We start from the raw sequence: 23658 nt of genomic DNA, 5'->3' as shown, positions 1-23658 counted from the left end.
TTAGATAATTTTAAAAAAAATGCCAACTGCATAGCAATTGGCACATTATCAAATTATCTGATTAACGAATTAATTTACTCAATCAAGGTCTTAACTTCATCGAAATTCAAACCTCCATAATTACCTGAACTCATCAAAAGCAAGGCTGAATTGTCCAGATTTAAATTGAATAGATATTTTTTGAATTCAGCTGGATTGGTATAAATAATCAAATCTTCTCTATTGAAAGAATTAGCGATTTGTTCGTAAGTCACTTCTTCTAATTGTTTAATTTTTACAGCATCAGGTGAATAAAACACAACAGCAACATCAGCATACTCTAGTGCGCCCTCATACTCTTTTAAAAATTCGGCATTTAAACTGCTGTAAGTATGAAGTTCTAAACAAGCTACTAAAGTTCTGTTTGGATATTGCTCTTTTACTGCCTTTGTTGTAGCAGCTACTTTACTTGGTGAATGCGCAAAATCTTTATAGGCGACTTTTCCTTTTCCTTCTGCAATTTTTTCCAATCGTTTAGAAGCACCTTTAAAACTTGCAATCGCTTCGTAGAAATCGGCTTCATCAACACCCATATTTTGGCAGATCCATTTGGCTCCGGCAAGATTATTTAAGTTATGTGCTCCGAAAACTTCGATTGGCATATCTCCTTCTGGCGTTTTTAATAAGGTTACACCATCGCTTACCGAATATTCCGGTGTATGATAAGGTAGTTTACGAATTGGATTGGTTGCAGCCTCTGAAACACGTTTTACTTCAGAATCATTTTCATTGTAAACCAAAATACCGCCGTTTGTAATTTTAGAAATAAAAATTTCAAACTGTTCAACATAATTTTCATAAGTTGGAAACACATTAATGTGATCCCAGGCGATTCCTGAAATTAAAGCAATATTAGGCTGATACAAATGAAATTTAGGGCGACGGTCAATTGGAGAAGACAAATATTCATCTCCTTCTAAAACCATAAAATCATTTTCTTCTGTTAAATGCACCATGGTATCAAAACCTTCTAACTGTGCTCCCACCATATAATCAACCTCAATATTATGATAATGCATTACGTGCAAAATCATCGAAGTAATTGTCGTTTTTCCGTGAGAACCACCAATTACAACTCGGGTTTTATTTTTAGATTGTTCGTATAAAAATTCCGGATACGAATAAATCTTCAAGCCTAATTCCTGTGCTTTTAATAACTCAGGATTGTCTGCCTTGGCATGCATTCCTAAAATTACTGCTTCAATATCGGCAGTAATTTTTTCAGGAAACCATCCCATTTCTGCAGGAAGAATTCCTTTTTTTTCTAATCTTGATTTTGAAGGTTCAAAAATTGCATCATCGCTTCCTGTTACCTGATATCCTTTGTTATGCAACGCTAATGCTAAATTGTGCATCGCACTTCCGCCTATGGCGATGAAATGTGTTTTCATTTAAAATTCTAAATTTAAGTTCTAAATTCCAATTATGTATTAGAATTCAGTATTTGAGATTTGATTATTATGAGTCAAATTTTCGTTTTAATTCCTGTGCCTTTTTAGCATCTTTTAATTTGTTCAAATATAAATTATATAATTTTTGAAACGTAACTTTTGATTTGCCAATTTCATTTGCTTTTAGATAATTTTTTTCTGCAGATGTGAATCTTTTAAAATATTCGTCTATTCTTCCTTTTGACAAATAACCATCTACAGGCGAAATCCTTGCTAATTCATTTGAATATGAAATTGCTTTTGACTCACTTCCGCCCACAATTCCGGGTAATTGCAAATAAATTTCAATCAAAGCCCATCTAGCAGGAATATGTTTTGGATTGAGAATTATTGCTTTTTCAAATGCCTGCTTCATGTCGTCGACCATACCTAAAGCTTTAAATTTATTGACTTCCATAGCCCTCATTGCTAAACAGCCGCCATATTTATAAAAATAATCCGCTTCAGTAGGTTTTAATTCTTTCAGCTTATTATAATACTCTGCTCCTATTACCCATGCTTTTTGAAGTGTGGCAATATCACCCAAATATTCAAGTGTCTTACTATCTGAAGGTTTGATTTTTAAAATTTCTTCAAAAAGAGATTTGGCTTCATCATACTTTTTGGCATGGAATAACTTTTCAGCTTTCTCAAAATTAGACTGCGACCAAATTAAAATTGGCATAAGCAAAAAAAGAAACAAAAAGTTTTTCATATTTCAAAAATAAGGAAATATAAAACGCATCATTTGTTTTTAGAGATAAATTAGTAATTTGTACGAAATTTATTTTATCCGTTTCCCAACCTTTATCCAAAACCGCTCTCTACATACTAAAACCGACTTATGAAAAACATATTATTTGTATTCTTATTGCTTTCTACAGCACTATTCTCACAACAAACAGATAAAAAATGGGAGAAAGTTACAGCCTTTGAAAACCAAGGAAGAATAAAATCTGCCAATAAGATTGTTGTCAAAATTTACAAAAAAGCAATTTCAGATAAGGATGAGGCACAAATGATAAAATGTTTTTTTTATCAATCTAAATATTTGCAGGTTGTAGATGAAAATGCTAAGAAAACAATTTTAAGTAATCTAAAAACAGATATTGATCGCGTTTCTATTCCTTCAAAAGCAATCTTGAATTTGATTTACGCAAAATGTCTTGATAATTATTACCAATATGATGACTATTCATATGCTGTAGATAGCGCTTCAACGGTTGTTGAAGCTGCTCTAATAAATTTAGCCGCTGCCACTATAGACACTTCTGAAGTTGATGGAATTTCTAAAACAAATAATTTTAATGTTGGCTTTTCAACTCAAAGAAGCGTAATTTCTCTTTTTAAAAAAACATTAGAAAACGAAACCATTTTAAAAGCGACTCCTTTAACAAATTATCAGCCTATATTTGAATATTTAACTCTGGAAAAACTTAAAAGTGAAAATCTATACGATTATTTACTAAAAGAAAATATCACTTTTTTCATTCAGAAAATTGAGAAATGGGAAATTGAAAAAAACATTTTTCTGCATTATAAAGAGCAACTAATAGGAGATTCTTCTGCTTTTACAAAACTTAATTTAGATTTTCTAAAAGACGAAAATGTAAAAAAGGTTTTGTCTTTATATCAAAAACAAGAAGTCAACCATCCGACATTAGAAAATGAATTTGAGCGTGTACAATTTTGTAATACTTACCTACTACAGTCAGAAGAAGACTTTATAAAATATCTAAAAGAAATTGAAAATAGATCTAAAGATGAAATTTTAACTCAGAAAATAAAATTAGAAATAGGCAATATTATTCTGAACAAAGCTTCAAAAGAAACATATCCGAAGAATAATATTGAAGCCGTTGCCATATTTGATGATATAATAAAAATAAATAGCCAATCTAATACTGCAAAATCAGCTTTAGCTCAAAAACAGGAAACTATTTCGAAAACATTGTTAGTTGAACTCCAAAAATATACTTATAAAAATGAAAATACACGAGCTTTAGTTCATTATAAAAATGTAAATTATCTAACCATTTCTTTTTTTAAAATTACTCAGAAAAAAACACAAGAACTCAGGAAAAATCATGATTTACTAGATAGTATAGCGCCTCTAATTATTAAAAAACAAAGTGAAATCGCATCTCAAAAATATGAGTTTGAAAATAAAGGAGATTATTTTGAATATAGTACCGAAGTTATTTTACCCAAATTAGAAACCGGAAATTATTTAGCTTATTTTGAAACTGATTCAGATTCAAAAGAAAAAGCTTATGATTATCAAATCATTACCGTTTCAAATATCGCAGTTGTTGCCAATCAAACACAAAGCATAGAAAACTATCAGGTTTTAGATCGAAAGACAGGAAAACCTATAGAAAATGCAATTATAAAATCAGCAAGTTTTACGCTTAAAACTGATTCTAAAGGATTAGCATTTTTCAACAAAGTCAGCGATAGATACAACAATGAAACTATCGAAATTTTAACAGAAAACGATAGTATTTTCATTGATAAAGAATTTATCCGCCAGAGTGTGGATTATAAAGAATCTGAAAACGAAAAAACAAACGGAAAAATTGAATTTTATTTAGATCGTGCTATTTACAGACCGGGACAAACTGTTTATTATAAAGGAATTGCAATTCAAAAAACTAAAAACAAAACAAGCATTATTGCCAATGCCACTTTTAAGGTTACTGTAAACGATTCGAACGCTCAAATAATAAAAGAATTTGAAGTTACTACAAATGAGTTTGGTTCATTTTCGGGCGAGTTTACTTTACCGAAAAATGGTTTAACAGGACAATTTAGCCTTAACGCATTTAAACCTCAAGTCAAATCTCCATTTTTAGAAGATGTAAATTTCGCAAATTCTGAAATTTCTTTTAATGTTGAAGAATACAAACGTCCAAAATTTGAAGTAACATTTGATCCTAAAAAAGAAAGTTTTCAAATAAATCAATCCATTAAAGTAAAAGGAAATGCAAAAGCATTTGCCGGAAGCAATATTTCAGATGCAAAAGTTACGTATACCGTTACAAGATATACAAGCTATTATAGGAATTATTTTGGGAATGAAGAAGACGAAGTTATAACCTTTGGCGAAACAAAAACCGATGCTTCCGGGAAATTTAGTATCGACTTTACTGCTTTGCCTTCAAAAAACAGTAAAAAAGAACAATTACCAGTGTTCAATTATAAAATATATGCAACGATTACTGACGTTAATGGCGAAACCCATTCTGCAGTAAGCATAATAAAAGTAGGTTTTCACGATTTAATCATTAATGCGAGCATACCAAATGAGATTAAAACCAAAGACAAAAATGAAATTAACTTATCTAGCACTAATTTAAATGGAGAATTTTTAGCTGCCAAAGGCGAAATTAAACTCTACTTTATAGAACCTTTGTCGAATAAATTTAAAAGCCGTATTTGGGAAAAACCGGAAATTGAAACTATTACGCCAGAAGATTTTGAAAGATTATTTCCTTATGAGAAATCTGAAAGACAAACAAAAGAAAAACGATCTGAAATTTTATTATTCACTAAGAAAATAGACACTCAAAAAGACAAAAAAATAGTATTAGATTTTATTTCAAATTACAAATCCGGTAGTTATAAAATTGTTTTTTCTGCTAAAGACAGTTTTAATAATCCTATTGAAACTATCTCAAACTTTAAACTTATTCAAAGCAAGGATAAATTTGATCCGAGCCAATTATTTACTGCACAACAAATTAATCAAAACCCTAAAAAAGATGGATATGTAGAAGTAAAATTATCTTCTGTTATTCCTGAACTTTATATTGCGGTGAATGGGAATTACTATAGCAAAGTATATTTTGAAGATACTTTTCATTTACAGAATAACGAAACTATTATAAGAATTCCGTTGAAAAATGACTTTGAAAAAAGCATAAAATTAGGTTTTGAAAGTGTTTTTGAAAACGAGAATTTTATGGAAGAAATTAGCATAGAGTTAAAAGACGAAGAACCAAAATTAGAGTGGACAGTAGAAAGTTTTAGAAACAAGATACAACCGGGAACAAGTGAAAATTGGTCATTCAAATTAAACGCTTTTAATACACAAACCGAAGCTGAAGTTTTAGCTTCTATGTATGACAGCTCTTTAGATCAATTTTCTAAAAAAGAATGGGAAACCTTAAATTTTAGACAATTCAATTACAACGGAACTAATTTTAAAGAAAGATTAGGCTTTGATACCGTAAATGCTTCATTACAAAATTTAAATACAGGAATAGATGATACTGTTTCCCGCATTGAAGAAACAAAATTAAATTGGTTTGAATTTGATTTTAATGACAATGGTTATATGTATGGGTCTTATAGAAGAGATATTTATGACATAAAAGACAGGAAAATTGGAAGCGAAACTATTAAAGGAGATCCTGATGCTGTTTTAACTGTTGCTGAGCCTTTTGGTGCTGCTCCTAATGCTATTGTCATTGAGAAAGATTCAGTATACATGCCTGGATACAAAACAAAAAAAGCCTTAATGTATAACAGTCGTTCAGGAAAATCTTCTTTCAAAATAAAGGGAAGTATTTCAAATTCTACTGGAAAACCTTTATATATTATTGATGGTGAAATTGCCTCTGAAAACGAATTTAATACTTTAGATACAAGCGAAATTTTATCCGCAGAAACAATGATTGCTGAAAAAGCAACAGCTCTTTACGGAACCAAAGGCGCAAACGGTGCCATAATCATTACAACAAAAAAAGCCTTAGAAGCCTTAACCAAAGTGAAAACCCGAAAAAATCTGTCTGAAACCGCATTCTTTTTACCACATTTAAAAACAGATTCTAAAGGAAAAGTAAGTTTCAACTTTACTTCTCCGGAAGCTTTAACGGCTTGGAAACTTCGTTTGTTGGCGCATAATAAAGACGCGGTTTCCGGTTATTTAGAGAAAAGCGTCATCACTCAAAAAGAGTTGATGGTTTTACCGAATTTCCCTCGCTTTTTTAGAGAGAAAGATACTATTGTAATAAGCGCTAAAATTTCAAATATTACAGCCGAAGCAAAAACCGGAATTGCGATTTTACAGTTTTTTGATGCCGTAACCCTGCAGCCAATTGATGCGAAAATGCTCAATGCAAAAAATGTTCGTAATTTCAATGTTGGTGCTTTCGGAAATACAACAGCAACTTGGACAATTTCAATTCCTGAAGGATTGCAAGGTGTTCAATATAAAATTCTGGCTAAGTCAGGTAATTTTTCTGATGGAGAAGAAAACATACTTCCGGTTTTAACCAACAATATGCTCGTTACAGAAAGTATTCCGATTTGGGTTCGGGAGAATTCAACCAAAGAATACACATTTGCGAATTTAAAAAACAATACTTCTACAACTTTAAGAAACCATCAGTTTACTTTAGAATACACTTCAAACCCAACGTGGATTGCGATTCAGTCATTACCTTATTTAATGGAATATGAGCACGAATGTGCGGAACAGACTTTTGCCCGTTTTTATTCGAATACCTTAGCTTCAGAAATTATCTCAAGTAATCCTAAAATTGCAACTGTTTTTGAAGAATGGAGAAAAAATGGAAAACTGAATTCTAAACTAGAAGAAAACGAAGAATTAAAATCGATTATTCTGGCAGAAACGCCTTGGCTAAATGATGCACAAAGCGAAGACGAAAAGAAAAAAAATCTGGCTCTTTTGTTTGATTTGGAAAAAATGAAAACATCGCAGGAAGCCGCTTTCAAAAAATTAAAAAAGAAACAAAACAGTTCGGGAGGTTTTCCTTGGTTTGAAGGTGGCAACGAAAGCGAATACATTACCAGACATATATTAGCAGGTTTGGGACATTTATCAAAACTAAACAAAGATGAAATCAATGCTTCTAAAATGGATGAAATTGCAAAAAACGGAATTCCGTATTTAGATTCAAAATTTCTGGAATCCTATAAGATCATGACCAAAAATGTAAAAAAGGCTGATAAATTTTTCTGGATCAATCCGTATTCTGATTTATATTACCTCTACACCAGAAGTTTTTATTTAGAGAAATATCCCCTTTCTGATACTTTAAAAAAAGCAACTAAGCTGTATTTGGAAACGGCTAAAAAAGATTGGTTAAAATATTCGCTATACGAAAAAGGATTGGCTGCTTTAACGTTAAATCGTTTTGGAGAAGCTGAATCTGCTAAAAAAATCATAGAAAGCTTAAAAGAAACAGCATCTAACAATGAAGATTGGGGAATGTACTGGATTGCCAATAAACCAGGCTGGTATTGGTATCAGGCGCCAATAGAAACTCAGGCTTTATTGATTGAGGCTTTCGCCGAAGTGACAAACGATACCAAATCTGTTGATGCAATGAAAGTGTGGTTATTAAAAAACAAACAAACCAAAAACTGGCCAACGACAAAATCTACCACCGAAGCAATTTATGCGTTATTGATGCAGGGAACCGACTGGCTTTCTGTAAAAGACAATACAGTCATTAAACTCGGAGATGAAAAAATCATGACTAAAAAATTAGCAGAAAACGAAAAAGAAGCTGCAACAGGTTACATCAAAATGAACTGGAAAGCGAATGAAATTAAAAAAGAAATGGCTTCGATAACTATCGAAAACAAATCGAAAGTTCCGGGATTTGGCGGAGTTTACTGGCAATATTTTGAGGATTTGGATAAAATCAAAACCAATTCCGGATCTACTTTATCGGTTAAGAAAGAACTATATCTAAAGAAAAACTCCCTTAAAGGTGATAAACTGGAAAGAATTACAAGTAAAAATCCTTTAAAAACGGGAGATTTAGTTACTGTAAGATTAGTAATTAACTCAAAAGAAGATATGGAATTCGTGCATCTAAAAGATATGCGAGCTTCGTGTTTTGAACCTGTAAATGTTCTTTCAGAATATCAATACAAAGATCGATTGGGATATTATATGAGTACCAAAGATGCTGCAACGCATTTCTTTTTTGACCAAATCAACAAAGGAACTTATGTTTTAGAATACGAAATCAGAGTAAATAACAGCGGTGAATTCTCTAACGGAATTACCACTATAGAAAGTATGTATGCTCCGGAATTTACAAGTCATACAAAAGGGATTCGGGTGAAAGTTGAATAGTAAAGCTCTTGTTTCGATAAATAAATTTTAAAACTCAAATTTAGCTACATTTGTATTAAATAGATTTATTATGATAACAGATATTAATCAATTAGATTTTAGCAAAACGTATTCTTATGCTGATTATCTGACCTGGAGATTTCAGGAAAGACTTGAAATCTTTAAAGGCAAAATTTCAAAAATGAGTCCCGCACCCAGTACTTCTCATCAAAAAATAGCGGGAAATCTACATGGAATTTTATGGAATAGTTTTAAAAATCGTCCATGTAATTTATTTAATGCTCCATTTGATGTTCGCCTGTTAGATAAAAAAAACTCGACCAGTGACAACGAAATTTTTACTGTCGTTCAACCTGACTTGTGTGTGATTTGTGACGACAATAAATTAGATAAAAGAGGTGCTTTTGGCGCTCCTGATTTAGTAATAGAAATACTCTCGCCAGGTAACCCGAAAAAAGAATTAAAATACAAATTTGATTTGTATGAAGAAGCGGGAGTTTTAGAATATTGGATTGTAAATCCCGAAGACAAAACTTTTTTAATTTACGTTCTTAGAGATAATGAGTTTATCGGTTTACATCCTTTAATTGAAGAAGATAAAATTAAGAGTCCTTTATTCCCTCAATTAGACTTTGTACTAGAAGAAGTATTTGCTTAGATAAAAAAATCCGACAAGTTTTGAAACCTGTCGGATTTAATTTTTATACTAAATTGAGATTATTTTACAATCGCCAATTCATCAATAATATTTTGGGCACCAGCATATTTATCGATTAACCAAAGTACATAGCGTATATCTACGTTGATTGTTCTTTGCAATTTAGAGTCAAAAATTACGTCTCCAGCCATCGCTTCGATGTTTCCGTCAAAAGCGATTCCGATTAATTCTCCTTTTCCATTAAGAACAGGTGAACCAGAGTTTCCTCCTGTGATATCGTTATCCGTAAGGAAATTGATTGGCATGTAACCAGCTTTATCAGCATATTGTCCGTAATCTTTTGCTTTGTTCAACTCTAACAAACGAGCCGGTAAGTCAAATTCCTGATCTCCTGCTTTATACTTTTTCACCATACTCTCCATGGTAGTATAATTGTTGATCTTAGCATCATTACGAGGATCTGCAGGCAAAGCACGAACTTTTCCGTAAGTTAATCTCAAAGTAGAGTTTGCATCCGGATATTTTACTGCATTTAATTTTGATTCTCTTAAACCTTCAACTAATACACGGTAAGCAGTAGCAAATCCGTCATCAGCTTTTGCCTGATCATCTGTTTTAGTACGATATTTTGTCAGTAAATCAGTAGAGATAATATACAAAGGATCAAGTGGAAGAGCCGCCGGTTTTGGACTTGCTAAGTATTCTAAAATTTTTTCTTTAGAAGTAAAAAAACTTGTTTCAGTTGCTTTTGCTATATCAGCAGTAAAGTCACCGTTATTAGCCGCTTTCATTTTAGCAATTTGTGGTGCCAAACCATATTCAGCTCCTTTTGCAGCATATAAATTTAATTGTGCCGTTAATACATCTTTTTCTAACGGAGCATAAAATTCACCGTAGATATCTTCAACCATCGCGTTGATTTTCGGCAGCATTTCTGCTTTTTTAGCGTCATTTTCTTTAGAGTATGCTATTAATGCATTTCCTAAATTGGCAGGTCCGGTTGCATACGCTGAAGTACGCAAAAGCTGAATCAGGTAATTATCGTGAGTCGCTTTTAAATTTGTTTCTCTGTAATAATCATTAATTGTTGGAATAACATTTTCGTACTTTTCTTTATTAGCTGGTTTACTTGCCCATTCGTAGAATTTATCTTCCTGAGCTGCTTTTATGTCTACTGTTCCTGCTTTTGTCAAGGCGTCAATCATACCCTGACGGTTTTTCCAGTAATTGGCAGTCGAAGCATACTTTGAAGCATATTGTAAACGAACAGTTGCATCCTTATCCATATACTTTTTCATTTGATCCATTCCGGTTTTAGCACCTTCAACCCAGGCAGGATAAGCATATTTTATATTTTGTTCGATTCCTCCGGCCGGCATCCAGCGGTTTGTTCTTCCCGGATAACCTAAAATCATGGCAAAATCATTTTCTTTTACACCTTTGATACTTACCGGAAGATAATGTTTTGGCTGTAAAGGCACATTGTCTTTAGAATATGCTGCAGGATTACCATCTTTGTCAGCATACACTCTGAACATTGAGAAATCTCCTGTCTGACGAGGCCATTCCCAGTTGTCTGTGTCGCCACCAAATTTACCAACACTTTCAGGAGGCGTACCCACTAAACGAACATCTGTATAATCCTGATAAACGAAATAATAATATTCATTCCCCTGAAAGAAAGGACGAACAGAAACAGTGTATTTTCCGCCTTCGTTGTTTTCTTTTTCGATCAAAGCAATTTCCTGCTGAATGATTTTATTTCTTTCGGTCTCTGTCATTGTAGGATTTACTTTTGACAAAATTCTTTTTGAAACATCATCCATACGCACGAAGAAACGAACGTACAACGATTTTGGCTTCATCTCGGCACTTTTTTCTTTTGCCCAGAAACCATCTTTTAAATAGTTTTGCTCTGCAGTTGAAAGCTCGGCAATCGCGTCGTAACCACAGTGGTGATTGGTTAAAACTAAACCGTTTTTAGAAACGATTTCAGCAGTACATCCTCCGTTAAACTGCACAATAGCATCTTTTAAACTGTGGTGATTAATGCTGTAAATTTCTTCGGCTGTCAATTGCAAGCCCATTTTCTGCATATCCCTATGGTTCAGTCTTTCAATAAACATTAAGAACCACATTCCTTCATCAGCTCTTACGGGAAAAGCCATAAGACACATCGTCAAGAATAAAATTATTTTTTTCATGTTATTTTGTTTAAGTCTTGCGAAGATAATTCATTTTCACAATCATAACACTCAATTTACATTGAAAATTAAATTCAACCGTCTCTTTTTATTACTTTTTTGCGGATTTAACATTTTATTAAAAACAAAAGGTGTCCTGCAGTACAGAACACCTTTTGAAAAATTTCAGTATTTTATTATTCATTAAGCATCTTCCAAAGTTTGTCTTTCAAATCTGTCAAACCTTGTTGAGCGACAGATGAAATAAACATATACGGAACATCTTTAAACGAAACGTCTAGCTCTGCTTTCAATTCTGCTTTCAGTTCATCGTCCAGCATATCGCATTTTGAGATTACCAAAAGACGTTCTTTGTCCAGCATTTCAGGATTGTATTTGGTTAATTCATTAACCAGAATATCATATTCCGCTTTAATATCCGGCGTATCTACAGGAACTAAAAACAGTAACGTTGAGTTACGCTCAATATGACGCAGGAAATAATGCCCTAAACCCTTTCCTTCTGCAGCACCTTCAATAATTCCCGGAATATCAGCAATTACAAAAGACTGAAAATCCCTGTAAGCTACGATTCCTAAGTTTGGTTTTAAAGTCGTAAACGGATAATCGGCAATTTTTGGTTTTGCCGAAGTCAATACAGAAAGTAAAGTTGATTTTCCTGCATTTGGAAAACCTACCAATCCAACATCGGCCAAAACTTTCAGTTCCAGAATTACGTCCATTTCTAAACCAGGTAAACCCGGCTGCGCGTAACGAGGCGTTTGGTTTGTTGAACTTCTAAAATGCCAGTTTCCTAAACCTCCTTTTCCTCCTTTTGCCAGAATCCTTTTTTCGCCGTGTTCAGTAACTTCAAAAAGTGTTTCTCCGGTTTCTTTGTCTTTTACAACAGTTCCCAACGGCACTTCTATAATTTTATCATCTCCATCAGCACCTGTACTACGGTCTCCTCCTCCGTCTCCACCGTGTCCTGCTTTAATGTGACGGGCAAATTTTAAATGAAATAGTGTCCAAAGACCTTTATTTCCCACTAAATATACGTGTCCACCACGACCACCGTCACCTCCGTCCGGTCCTCCTTTTTCAATAAATTTCTCCCTATGTAAATGCGTAGATCCTTTTCCTCCTTTTCCGGAAGAGACATATATCTTAACGTAATCTACAAAATTTCCTTCTGTCATTTTTTCTTGTTTATCTGTAGTTTCAGGTTTCAGGTTCCAAGTTTCAAGTTATGCAGTACGCTAACCTGAAACTTGAAACATTTTAAACTTGAAACAAAATTCTCTCTACTCTTTTAATGCTTTCACAAGCACTTTATCAATCTTCACACCGTCCATATCGACAACTTCTAATATAAATTTTTGCCAAATTAGCTTTTCTCCTTCTTTTGGAATATGTGATAGCTCAGTCATAATCATACCGCTTACGGTGTTTACTTCGTAATCGTTTGTTAATTCGTCTAATTCGAAATACGTTAAGAAATCGTGTAATGAATAATGTCCGTCTACCAGCCATGAACCGTCTTCTCTTTCTATAAGCTGAAATTCGTCTTTGTAAAATTCAGATGCGTCACCAACCAGCGCTTCAAGAATATCGTTCAGCGTAATCATTCCCTGAAAAATGCCATATTCATCTGAAACTAATGCATAATGAACGCCTGTTTTTTTGAAATTCTCCAGCGCCTTGTAAGCAGTGGTTTGTTCCATTAAATAAGGTGCATCCGTCATTATAGTAGCCAGATCAAAATTATCTTTTTCGATATTGGCAAAAATATTTTTTAAGGTTACAACTCCCACGATATCATCATAATTGTCATTGTAAACCGGATAAACTGCATGCAAATCCTGAACAACAAGCTCTTTAACTTTAGCTTTATCTTCTTTCAAAGGAAGCATGTCTACTGACTTACGGTGTGTCATAAGAGAGCTTACTTTACGATCTCCAATGTGAAAAACACGCTCCACAATGTCCTGCTCAATTTCCTGAACTTCACCTACTTCAGTTCCTTCTTTGATGATGGCTTTAATTTCTTCCTCCGTAACTTTTCCGTCAGCAGTTGGTTTTATCTGAAAAACATTCAATAAAAAATCTGTTGAAGAGGTAAGCAGCCAAATAAACGGTGCCGTGATAATCGAAATCACTTTCATTGGCATGGCTACCATTTTGGCAATAGATTCCGGATAATTTAAACCAATTCGTTTTGGCAGTAATTCCCCTAAAACCAATGAGAAAAAAGTTAAAACAACAACCACAATTCCAACGGCAACTGAATGCGCGTAAGGTTTTAAAACTTCAAATCCGCTAACAAAGATTTCGACATCCATTGTGATTTTATCCCCTGAATAAATACCCGTCAAAATTCCGATTAAGGTGATCCCGATTTGTACGGTTGATAAAAATTTGTTTGGGGAATTGGCTAAGTCGAGTGCTGTTTTAGCGCTTTTATTTCCTTTTTTTGCAGCAGTTTCAAGTCTGTTTTTTCTAGCCGAAATCAATGCAATTTCTGACATCGAGAAAACTCCGTTTAGTAGTATTAGAAAAAATATTATTAGTATTTCCAATTTGTGGCTTGTTCGTTATATAATAGTCGTTAATGTAATTTGTAACCCTGATCGTGTTATAGCCCAGATGGAAGAGAAAAGCCCGGAGCTAAAAAAACTAATTTTTCCTGCCAGAAAACAGCGACCGGCGGAAGCTCGTTTTATGGTTTGGAAAAATAGTTTTTTTAGCGAGGACTTGTAACGTACAGCTGGAAAAGCTTCTACAAATTATCTATAACTGACGTTAATCTTTCTGTAATTTCTTCAATTGTTCCGATACCGTTTACGGCATGAAATTTATTTTGCTCTTTATAATATCCAATTAGCGGAGCTGTTTTTTCGTTGTATTCCTGATATCTTACACGAATTTTTTCTTCGTCCTGATCATCAGCTCTTCCGCTTGTTTTTCCTCTTTCAAGCAAACGTGCTACCAAAATTTCGTCATCAGCTTCTAAAGCGATTGTTGCTGCCACACTAGACCCAATTGTTGGCAAAAATTTATCTAAAGCCTCTGCCTGATTGATTGTTCTTGGATAACCATCGAACAAAAATCCTGCTGTATCAGGGTGTTTCTTTACTTCATCAATTAACATTGCTGTTGTTACTTCGCAAGGAACCAATTCTCCATTGTCCATAAAAACTCTTGCTTTTTTACCTAGTTCAGTATCATTTTTTAAATTGAAACGAAAAATATCTCCTGTTGAAAGGTGTGTTAAATTGTATTTTTCTTTTAAAAATTCTGCCTGAGTTCCTTTTCCTGCTCCCGGCTTTCCAAATAAAACAATGTTAATCATAAAAGTAATTTAATGATTAAAAGATTTAAAATTGAAAGATTTTTGTAATCTTAAATAATTTGAAATTCTCTAATCGTGTTGTTAATGTAGTTATGTTATTTTTTAATTTTTTAATCTTTAAATGCTTAAATCTACTCGGCAAGCTTATAGATTTCGGGTAAATTTCTTCCTAAACCATCATAGTCAAGACCATAGCCCACAATGAATTTGTTTGGAATTCTGATTCCGACATAATCAATTTTGATGTCTTTTTTATAAGCTTCCGGCTTAAAGAACAAAGTTGCAATTTTAAAATGCTTTACATTTTGCTCCTTAAACTTATGTTTTAATTCTTCGATTGTGTTTCCTGTGTCGATAATATCTTCGATAATGACAACCGTTCTTCCTGAAAGATCCTGATTGATTCCGATTAATTCCTTAACCGAATTTGTACTTTCTGTTCCTTCATACGACGCCATTTTGATGAATGAAACTTCGCAGGGACTTTTATATTTTTTCAGAAAATCAGCGACAACCATAAATGCGCCATTCAAAACACCAACAAAAATGGGCGTATTATCTCCAAAATCATCTTCTACCTGTGCCACTATTTTGGATAAAGCGAAATCAATTTCTTTAGCCGAAATAAACGGAACAAATTGTTTATCGTGAAGTTGTATCATTATTTTTGTTCTTTAAAATAATGGACAAAGATACAGAATTACAACCAAACTGTAAGTATCTAAATTTTATAGTAACGGTACTTTTTTGAGAATGTTAAATATCAGTTAATATTTACAAACGGTTTCCAGCAACTATTTCAGAATTCATTAAATTGTTGTCTGACAAATATTTAATCTAAAATACCATGAAAACTGCCCTACAATTATTATCCATATCCTTATTAACTATAATAACAGCCTGCAATGGCCAGGTTAAAAAAGAAGAAAAAGAAGCTCTGGCAAAACAGCCGGGCAATGTTGTAAAAACTGCTATTGGAAATATTACACTTCCTCCGCCCTATGCAACAGAATCTAAATCCAAAAACAGTAAAGTTATAGGCTGGCCGGAAGGAAAAACACCAAAAGCACCTGAAGGTTTTACGGTTACAAAATTTGCTGACGGATTTGAGAATCCGCGTTGGTCTTACATCGGTCCAAACAATGACATTTTTGTTGTTGAAAGCGGAACAAGAACAAGCAAAAACCAAATTATAATTTTGCGTGACAAAGACAAAGACGGCGTTTTTGAAACCCGTGAAGTCTTTTTGAAAGACCTCAACAGGCCTTTGGGAATGCTTATCCTGAAAGACTTTTTTTATATTGCCAATACGGACGGACTTTACCGCTATCCTTATAAAAACGCTCCATTGAAATTAGAAACCAAGGGAGTCAAAATTGTTGAACTTCCGGCGGGTGGATACAACAATCACTGGACCCGAAGCCTGCTTGCGAACCCTGAAGGAACAAAAATTTATATTGGCGTGGGTTCAGGAAGCAATGTTGGAGAAAATGGAATGGATAAAGAAATTCGACGCGCTGCGATTTTAGAAATCAATCCTGACGGAACCGATGAGAAAATTTATGCTGAAGGCCTTAGAAACCCAATGGGAATGGACTGGAATCCAGCCAATAAAAAAGAACTCTGGACCGCAGTTAATGAGCGCGATGAGCTGGGCGATGACCTGGTTCCGGATTATATTACAAGCATAAAAAGAGGCGGTTTTTATGGATGGCCGTATTCTTATTTTGGAAATATTCCTGATCCAAGATTAAAAGGCGAGCGAAAAGACTTAGTCGAAAAAGCAATTGTTCCTGATGTTCCGGTTGGTGCACATACTGCCTCTTTGGGATTGGCTTTTTATACAAAAAATGCTTTTCCGGCAAAATATAAAAACGGAGCTTTCGTAGGACAGCACGGTTCCTGGAATCGTTCTGTAATTTCCGGCTATAAAGTGCTGTTTGTTCCTTTTAAAGACGGAAAACCATCCGGAAAACCGGAAGATTTTTTAACCGGATTTATTTCAGATACAGACAAAGCGGAAGTTTATGGTCGTCCGGTAGCGGTTACGGTTATGAATGACGGATCGCTTTTAGTAAATGATGATAGCGGGAATACGATTTGGAAAGTAACTGCTAACAAGTAAAATTCCAATCTCATAACTATCGGGATAAATTCTAAATTCCAAACTTTACGCTAATTTTTAAACACATAGAAACATCGTATTACGGGAACTTAAAAAGGCATTTCACTAGTTTTAAAACACATAGCTATGTGTCTTTTAGCAAGTGAAACGCCTTTATAGACAATCCAAAACTATGTCTCTATGTGTTTAAAAATTAAGTTCAAAAATTAAAACCCTTTTATGCTTTTAAAAAAATATTGCTTTTTTCTTCTCGCCATAATTGTCTTCCAAAACACTTTTGCACAGGAAGAAAAAAGCAAATCTATTGATTCTGTGAAAACAGAAAAACTCGAAGAAGTTATTATCAGTTCCTTTCATATTAATGACAGCTTGCAAAATGCGCCGGCTTCGATTGGAATTTTATCCAGAAAAGAACTGACTCAAAATAACGCCACAGACATTACGACTGTTGTGAATACGATTCCGGGTGTTTTTATGCAATCGTCCAATTTTACGACTACCCGAATTTCGATTCGGGGTATTGGCGCGCGAACGCCCTATGGAACTAATAAAATAAGGGCTTTTTATGGCAGTATTCCGTTGACTTCGGGAAACAGCGAAACCGTTATTGATGATATTGATCTGGAAAACCTCAACCAGATTGAAATTATCAAAGGACCGCTTTCAAGTATTTACGGTGCAGGTTTGGGTGGAGCGATTTTGATTTCTCCTCAACTTTCTAAAACAAAAGGGCAAACTGTCGGAATAAGTTCTGTTTTCGGTTCTTTTGGATTATTGAAAAATACTTTGAATTATAGTTTAGATGCCAAAAATTCAAGTCTGAATTTAAGTTATCACAATTTGAAATCAGATGGCTGGCGCGAAAACAGTTCTTATAAACGAGAAGGGATTACGCTCGCGGGAGAATTATTCAGAAGACAGAACAGCAAACTGACATACTTCACTAATTACACTTATTTAAAAGGTTTTATTCCGAGTTCGATTAGTAAAGAAGTTTACGATTCAAATCCGCAATTGGGCGCAGCAACCTGGGTGGCTTCAAAAGGATTTAAAGAATATAAATCGACTCTGGCAGGACTGGCTTATGATTTTAAAATTAATGACAACCTGAGTAACTCAACTTCTGTTTTTATCAATTATAAAGACAGCAACGAACCGCGACCTTTTGATGTTTTGCGACAATATACTTTTGCGACGGGCGCGAGAACGCAATTTTCAGGAAATTTCGAAATTGGAAAATTGAAGAATCAATTCATTTTGGGAATGGAATATTTTACAGACAATTACAACGGAAATACCTTTGAAAATCTATACAAACAAAATAACGGAAAAGGCAGTTTACAGGGAAATCAATTGACGGAAAGCGATCAGAAAAGACATTTTTATAATATTTTTTCGCAAATCAGATCGTTGCTTTCTGAAAAATTCGAGCTTCAATTTGGCTTAAATTATAATAAAACGCATTTTGAACTGACGAACCTTCTTCCGCAAAAAACTTCAACTGAAAAATACAGTTATGACGGCATTTTTTCCCCACAGCTTTCTTTATTATTCAAACCAAATCAACAACAAACCATCTATTTTTCAGCAAGTCGTGGATTTTCATTACCAGCAACCGAAGAAACTTTGACGAGCAATGGAACCATCAATCCGGATATTAAACCTGAAAACGGCTATAATTTTGAATTGGGCGGGAAATTCTATTTCTTCAACAAAAATCTTTATACAGAAATTGTTTTGTACCGAATGGAAATTAAAGATTTATTGGTTGCCAAAAGAATTGGCGATGATCAATATGAAGGTGTAAACGCGGGAAAAACATTGCATGAAGGAATTGAAATTACGTTGAAACACAATTGGCAAATTAATCGGATTTTCAATCTGAATTCTTATGTTGGAACATCAATCGGAAAATATGAATTTCAGGAATTCGTTGATAGTGGAAATGATTATTCCGGAAACAAATTAACCGGAGTTCCTGCAAACAAAGTCAATGCGGGACTGGTTTTAAATACACATTTTGGAATTTATTTAAATGCCGATTATCAATTTGTAGATGAGATTCCGATGAACGATTCGAATACAGCTTTTTCAGATTCTTATAATATTGTAAACTTAAAAACAGGTTATCGTTTTGAAATTCTTCATAATCTAAGTTCTAATTTAGCTTTTGGAGTTAATAATGTGACCAACGAAAAATATGCTTCTTTAATATTACCAAATGCACTTCCTGTCGGGACTTCATCTCCAAGATATTATTACCCGGGACTTCCTGTAAATTATTACGGATCTGTTTCATTAAATTATTTATTTTAGTTTCCTGTAATTAAATAATTAAAGATGCCATCTGAATTGCAAATCAAACTGGATTACGTAAATGCTTACCGTGAAAATCGGCTCATTGCTGCACAAGATATTTTAGAAAATCCGTCTTTATTTGATGAATTAATTTCAATTTGCTTTTCGCCATCTGATAAAAACAATCATAAAGCCTGCTGGATTTTAGAATTTGTATCTTATGAAGAATTGATTTGGCTTCAGCCACATTTGGATTTTTTCTGTTCGAATTTAAAAATTTTGAAAGATGAAAGTTCGATTCGTCCCATTGCAAAAGTCGTTCAGCTTTTAATAAAATCACATTACAATAAAGATAAAAACAGCATTTTACTTTCCGAAGAGAATCTTCAGGATTGTATCGAAGCGTCTTTTGACTGGCTGATAAATGATGTTAAGGTTGCCACAAAAGCGTATTCGATAAGAACTTTGTATGTTTTAGGAAACCATTATGACTGGATTCATCCTGAACTAAAAATTATTCTGGATAAAGATTATGGCGATCATTCTGCTGCGTATAAAGCGGTTGCACGTGAAGTTTTGAAGAAAATAAAATAGCATTTTCCTATTCAATCATTATAAAGTATCTTTGCGCATCACAAACACACAACAATGAATTATTTTTCTTCTGATTTTAAATTAGGAATATTAGGCGGTGGTCAGCTAGGCAAAATGCTGTTGTTTGACACGCGAAAATTTGACATACAAACATACGTTTTAGATCCGAGCGACGAAGCTCCAAGTAAAATTGCCTGTAATAAATTCTTTCAGGGCGATTTGATGGATTATGAAACGGTTTACAATTTTGGAAAACAAGTTGATGTCTTGACTTTCGAAATTGAATTGGTTAACCTTGAAGCTTTAACACAATTAGAAAATGAAGGGGTAAAAGTGTATCCTTCTCCAAAAACTTTAAAAGGAATTCAGAATAAAGGAACTCAAAAACAATTTTACGCAGATAATACTATTCCAACCGCACCTTTTGAACGATTTGAAAATTTAGACCATCTAAAATCTAAAATCAATGATTTAAAATTGCCTTTCGTGTGGAAATGCACCGAATTTGGTTATGACGGAAATGGTGTGAAAGTGATTCGACAAGTTTCTGATTTGGAAAGTTTGCCAAATGTAGAATGTATTGCAGAAACGATGATTCCGTTCAAAAATGAATTGGCGGTCATTGTTTGCAGAAATCCATCAGGAGAAATAAAAACGTATCCGGTTGTTGAAATGGAATTTCATCCGGAAGCAAACCAAGTAGAATATGTAATCTGCCCGGCAAGAATCGACGAAAAAGTTGCCGAAAAAGCCAGAGCAATTGCTTTACAAGTTTCGGAGAATTTTAATCACGTTGGTCTTCTGGCTGTTGAAATGTTCCAGACTCAGGACGATGAAATCTTAGTAAACGAAGTTGCTCCCCGTCCGCACAATTCAGGTCATTATTCTATTGAAGCCAGTTATACTTCTCAATTCGAAAATCATTTACGTGCTATTTTAGATCTTCCGTTAGGAAATACAGACAGTAAAGTGGCCGGAATCATGGTCAATTTGGTAGGAGCCGAAGGTTTTTCTGGAAACGTTATTTATGAAAACATCGAAACCATTTTAGGATGGAATGGCGTTACGCCACATATTTACGGTAAAAAACAAACGCGTCCTTTTAGAAAAATGGGTCATGTTACGATTGTAAATGAAGATATGCAGGAAGCGAGACGAATTGCAGAGGAAGTTAAGAATACTATTAGAGTGATTAGTAACTAGTCCTTATTAGTGATTAGTCCTTAGTCGTGTTGCCAATTTAGCTATGATTTTTTAATTAGCTTTGTAAAAATTCAATTCATGAAAATTTCAAAATTACATATCGATCAGTTTAGACATTTAGAAAATCTGGATTTTGATTTTACTTATCAAAGTGGTGAGCGCAAAGGCGAACCTTTGGATAAAATATGTTTTATTGGGCAAAGTGCTACTGGGAAGACGGGACTGTTGGAGTTGATTTATGATTACATCAATTATACTTTTAATTGTGAATTGATTAATAATTCATTTAGCGGATCTCGTTTTAATATAAAAAAACTTGATGGAATTTTAGAGTTCAATTTAAACAATAAAAAAAGTATTAAAATAGAATATGATACTGTCGTCATTGATAATCACATTTATTCATATAAAGGATCTGGTGGTGGAATGGTTAGTAAACTTATTCCTTTAGAAGAAAATGAACCTTTATATTATTTTAAAGCAAATATTTTATCAGAAGGAAATTTAAAATTAATAAGTACTCACCCGAATGATTTGTACGAAAAAAACAAGGAGTATCTAGACTCGCTAAATACAATTTCTCTCAACACTATATTCCCTCAAGAAAATCGTTATATTTTTGATAGTGTAATTGATGAAAAAATTTGGTTAAATATACTCAATGACTATATAATTTATCTTAAGAATTTCACTCAAAAAATGTCTGAACTAATTCATCTAGGATTGCTTTCAGACACGAAAAGACTAGAGAAAGAATATAAAATTTGGGAAAAACAAAATCCAAAAAAATTATTAGAGTTTGCGGAAAAATTCAATCCTCTTTTAAGTAAAATTGGGCTAGAAATAGATAAAATAGACACACGTTTTTCTATTCCAATTAAGAATATTCGAAAAGATGAAGTAATCCAAATAAGCGACTTAAGTACAGGAACCAAACAGCTTTTACTAACATCGCTCCCATTGTATGAACTAAATACTAATAACTCCATAATCTTAATTGACGAACCTGAACGATCCTTATATCCAGATATGCAAATGGATTTGATGGATCATTACCAAAATCTTGCTCCAGAAGCCCAATTTATTATTGCTACTCATTCTCCTTTTATTGCAGCATCTTTTGAACCAGACGAAAGATTTATTTTATATTTTGATGAAGAAGGAAAAGTGGCAGTGAGAAGAGGAAGTTCACCAATTGGAGACGATCCCAATGATATGCTTAAAAATGATTTTGGAGTTAATTATTACAACAAACATGGTGAAGAAGCTTATCAAAAATATATTGCTCTAAAACAGGAAGTAGCAAACGAAACTGACCCTAAAAGAAAAAAAGAATTACTATTAGAAACTGTCAAACTTGGCGATACTTATAATTTCTAATATGAGAAGAGTTACTAAAAATGACGATTCCGAAGTTAAAAAAAGTAATTTGGGTTATATCGAAGGCAATTCAAATAATAATTTAAAAATTTCGAAAATCTTATATAAAGAGCAAAAAGGTTTTTGCATTTATACTGAAGAATATTTAGGAAGAGCTGATGCAAGAGATATCGAACATTTTGATCCAACTTTAAAAGGAACTCCTAAAGATTCATATTCAAATTGGTTTTTAGTCAAACACCAATGGAATAAGGAGAAATCATCTAAATGGGAAGATTATCAACCTGTTTTACATCCAACTGCAAATGATTTCGATCAAAGAATAGTTTATGATAGTGGAGATTATCGAGTTGCTGAAATAGATGATGAGGAAGCTACTAACTTGATTAAATTATTAAAGCTTGATGATATCATTTTAGCAGACGAAAGAAAAAAGTATATTCAAAGAAAAGCCAAAGAACTTTCTATATATGGAGTTTCTCCAAAAGAGTTTTTTAAAATATTAATTGAGGATGATATCAAACAAATATCATATCTAAGAGCAATTGATCAAGAATTTAAAATTGACATTTGGAACATGATTCCAGAAATAGAGTAAAACAAATAGTTTTCAGTTTCCAACAACTTGAAACTTTAAACCTGACGAGGCTTTAGCCGAATTGGCGAAGCAAACAAAACACAACAAAATAAAAACAAATGAGCAAAGTAGCCATCATAATGGGAAGCATCTCCGACATGCCAGTCATGCAGGATGCAATCGACATATTAAAACAATTTAATATTGAAGTTGAAGTAGATATTGTTTCGGCACACAGAACGCCGGAGAAATTATTCGATTTCAGTAAAAACGCTCACGAACGTGGGATTTCGGTTATTATTGCAGGAGCAGGAGGTGCAGCGCATTTACCTGGAATGGTAGCTTCGATGTCGCCGCTTCCTGTAATTGGAGTTCCTGTAAAATCAAGCAATTCTATTGATGGATGGGATTCAGTTTTATCGATTCTGCAAATGCCGGGTGGCGTTCCGGTTGCCACTGTTGCTTTAAACGGGGCAAAAAATGCCGGAATTTTGGCTGCACAAATTATTGGAAGTCACGATAAAAAAGTATTGGATACGATTATTTCATACAAAGAAGAATTGAAAGCAGCGGTTAATAAAGCTGCTGAAGGATTGAAAAAATAAAAAATTATACCTATAAGGTAGTGTCTCACTAACTGTGTAAGTAAAAAATAATGGGGTTTAATACCTCATTATTTTTTTGTTTAATTTTAAATTTTAC

At 33.5% G+C, this 23658-nt stretch carries 16 protein-coding genes; 9 read left to right on the top strand and 7 right to left on the bottom strand.

Going from position 1 to position 23658, the window contains the following annotated elements:
- Window positions 1–74: 74 nt before the first annotated feature.
- Window positions 75–1430 (bottom strand): UDP-N-acetylmuramate--L-alanine ligase, encoded by a 1356-nt coding sequence (murC, locus tag BXU10_RS00845; RefSeq protein WP_078225724.1) that lies wholly within the window; start codon window positions 1428–1430, stop codon window positions 75–77.
- Window positions 1431–1497: 67 nt separating this feature from the next.
- Window positions 1498–2184 carry a lipopolysaccharide assembly protein LapB gene (locus tag BXU10_RS00840; protein WP_078225723.1) on the bottom strand — a complete coding sequence of 229 codons (687 nt, stop codon included), beginning with the start codon at window positions 2182–2184 and terminating at the stop codon, window positions 1498–1500.
- A 129-nt stretch (window positions 2185–2313) separates the two neighbouring features.
- Here BXU10_RS00840 and BXU10_RS00835 point away from each other — a divergent pair, with 129 nt between their 5' ends.
- Window positions 2314–8586: an alpha-2-macroglobulin gene (locus tag BXU10_RS00835; RefSeq protein ID WP_078225722.1), complete on the top strand. Its 6273-nt coding sequence runs from the start codon at window positions 2314–2316 to the stop codon at window positions 8584–8586.
- 67 nt (window positions 8587–8653) lie between these two features.
- On the top strand, window positions 8654–9244 hold the full coding sequence (locus BXU10_RS00830; RefSeq protein ID WP_078225721.1) for a Uma2 family endonuclease: 591 nt from the start codon (window positions 8654–8656) through the stop codon (window positions 9242–9244).
- A 59-nt stretch (window positions 9245–9303) separates the two neighbouring features.
- Here BXU10_RS00830 and BXU10_RS00825 read toward each other — a convergent pair whose 3' ends face one another.
- The 5 genes from BXU10_RS00825 to hpt form a co-directional block, all read right to left on the bottom strand.
- Entirely contained in the window at window positions 9304–11448 is a 2145-nt protein-coding gene (locus BXU10_RS00825) for a S46 family peptidase (protein WP_078225720.1), read from the bottom strand.
- 176 nt (window positions 11449–11624) lie between these two features.
- Window positions 11625–12626, bottom strand: a complete 1002-nt coding sequence (gene obgE, locus BXU10_RS00820) for a GTPase ObgE (RefSeq protein WP_078225719.1) — start codon at window positions 12624–12626, stop codon at window positions 11625–11627.
- Window positions 12627–12731: 105 nt separating this feature from the next.
- On the bottom strand, window positions 12732–14006 hold the full coding sequence (locus BXU10_RS00815; RefSeq protein ID WP_078225718.1) for a hemolysin family protein: 1275 nt from the start codon (window positions 14004–14006) through the stop codon (window positions 12732–12734).
- A gap of 200 nt (window positions 14007–14206) precedes the next feature.
- Window positions 14207–14779, bottom strand: a complete 573-nt coding sequence (locus tag BXU10_RS00810) for an adenylate kinase (RefSeq protein ID WP_078225717.1) — start codon at window positions 14777–14779, stop codon at window positions 14207–14209.
- A 131-nt stretch (window positions 14780–14910) separates the two neighbouring features.
- Entirely contained in the window at window positions 14911–15441 is a 531-nt protein-coding gene (gene hpt / locus BXU10_RS00805) for a hypoxanthine phosphoribosyltransferase (protein WP_078225716.1), read from the bottom strand.
- A 185-nt stretch (window positions 15442–15626) separates the two neighbouring features.
- On the opposite strand from hpt, the gene BXU10_RS00800 reads away from it, so the two are divergent.
- The 7 genes from BXU10_RS00800 to purE all read left to right on the top strand — a co-directional run bounded on the left by BXU10_RS00800 (window position 15627) and on the right by purE (window position 23561).
- Window positions 15627–16904 carry a sorbosone dehydrogenase family protein gene (locus BXU10_RS00800; RefSeq protein WP_078225715.1) on the top strand — a complete coding sequence of 426 codons (1278 nt, stop codon included), beginning with the start codon at window positions 15627–15629 and terminating at the stop codon, window positions 16902–16904.
- Between the two features lie 219 nt (window positions 16905–17123).
- Window positions 17124–19220 carry a TonB-dependent receptor gene (locus BXU10_RS00795; protein ID WP_078225714.1) on the top strand — a complete coding sequence of 699 codons (2097 nt, stop codon included), beginning with the start codon at window positions 17124–17126 and terminating at the stop codon, window positions 19218–19220.
- 24 nt (window positions 19221–19244) lie between these two features.
- Window positions 19245–19796: a hypothetical protein gene (locus BXU10_RS00790; RefSeq protein WP_078225713.1), complete on the top strand. Its 552-nt coding sequence runs from the start codon at window positions 19245–19247 to the stop codon at window positions 19794–19796.
- 54 nt (window positions 19797–19850) lie between these two features.
- Window positions 19851–20999, top strand: coding sequence for a 5-(carboxyamino)imidazole ribonucleotide synthase (locus tag BXU10_RS00785; protein ID WP_078225712.1), 1149 nt, complete (start codon window positions 19851–19853; stop codon window positions 20997–20999).
- Between the two features lie 78 nt (window positions 21000–21077).
- Entirely contained in the window at window positions 21078–22379 is a 1302-nt protein-coding gene (locus tag BXU10_RS00780; protein WP_078225711.1) for an AAA family ATPase, read from the top strand.
- 1 nt (window position 22380) lies between these two features.
- Entirely contained in the window at window positions 22381–22977 is a 597-nt protein-coding gene (locus BXU10_RS00775; RefSeq protein ID WP_078225710.1) for an HNH endonuclease domain-containing protein, read from the top strand.
- Between the two features lie 98 nt (window positions 22978–23075).
- Window positions 23076–23561 carry a 5-(carboxyamino)imidazole ribonucleotide mutase gene (gene purE / locus BXU10_RS00770; protein WP_078225709.1) on the top strand — a complete coding sequence of 162 codons (486 nt, stop codon included), beginning with the start codon at window positions 23076–23078 and terminating at the stop codon, window positions 23559–23561.
- Window positions 23562–23658 lie beyond the last annotated feature (97 nt).

The sequence above is a fragment of the Flavobacterium sp. LM4 genome (assembly GCF_002017935.1).
GTDB lineage: Bacteria > Bacteroidota > Bacteroidia > Flavobacteriales > Flavobacteriaceae > Flavobacterium > Flavobacterium chungangense.
The sequence above is the reverse complement of the archived record's forward strand: the minus strand, read 5'-3'. Positions and strand labels throughout refer to the sequence as shown.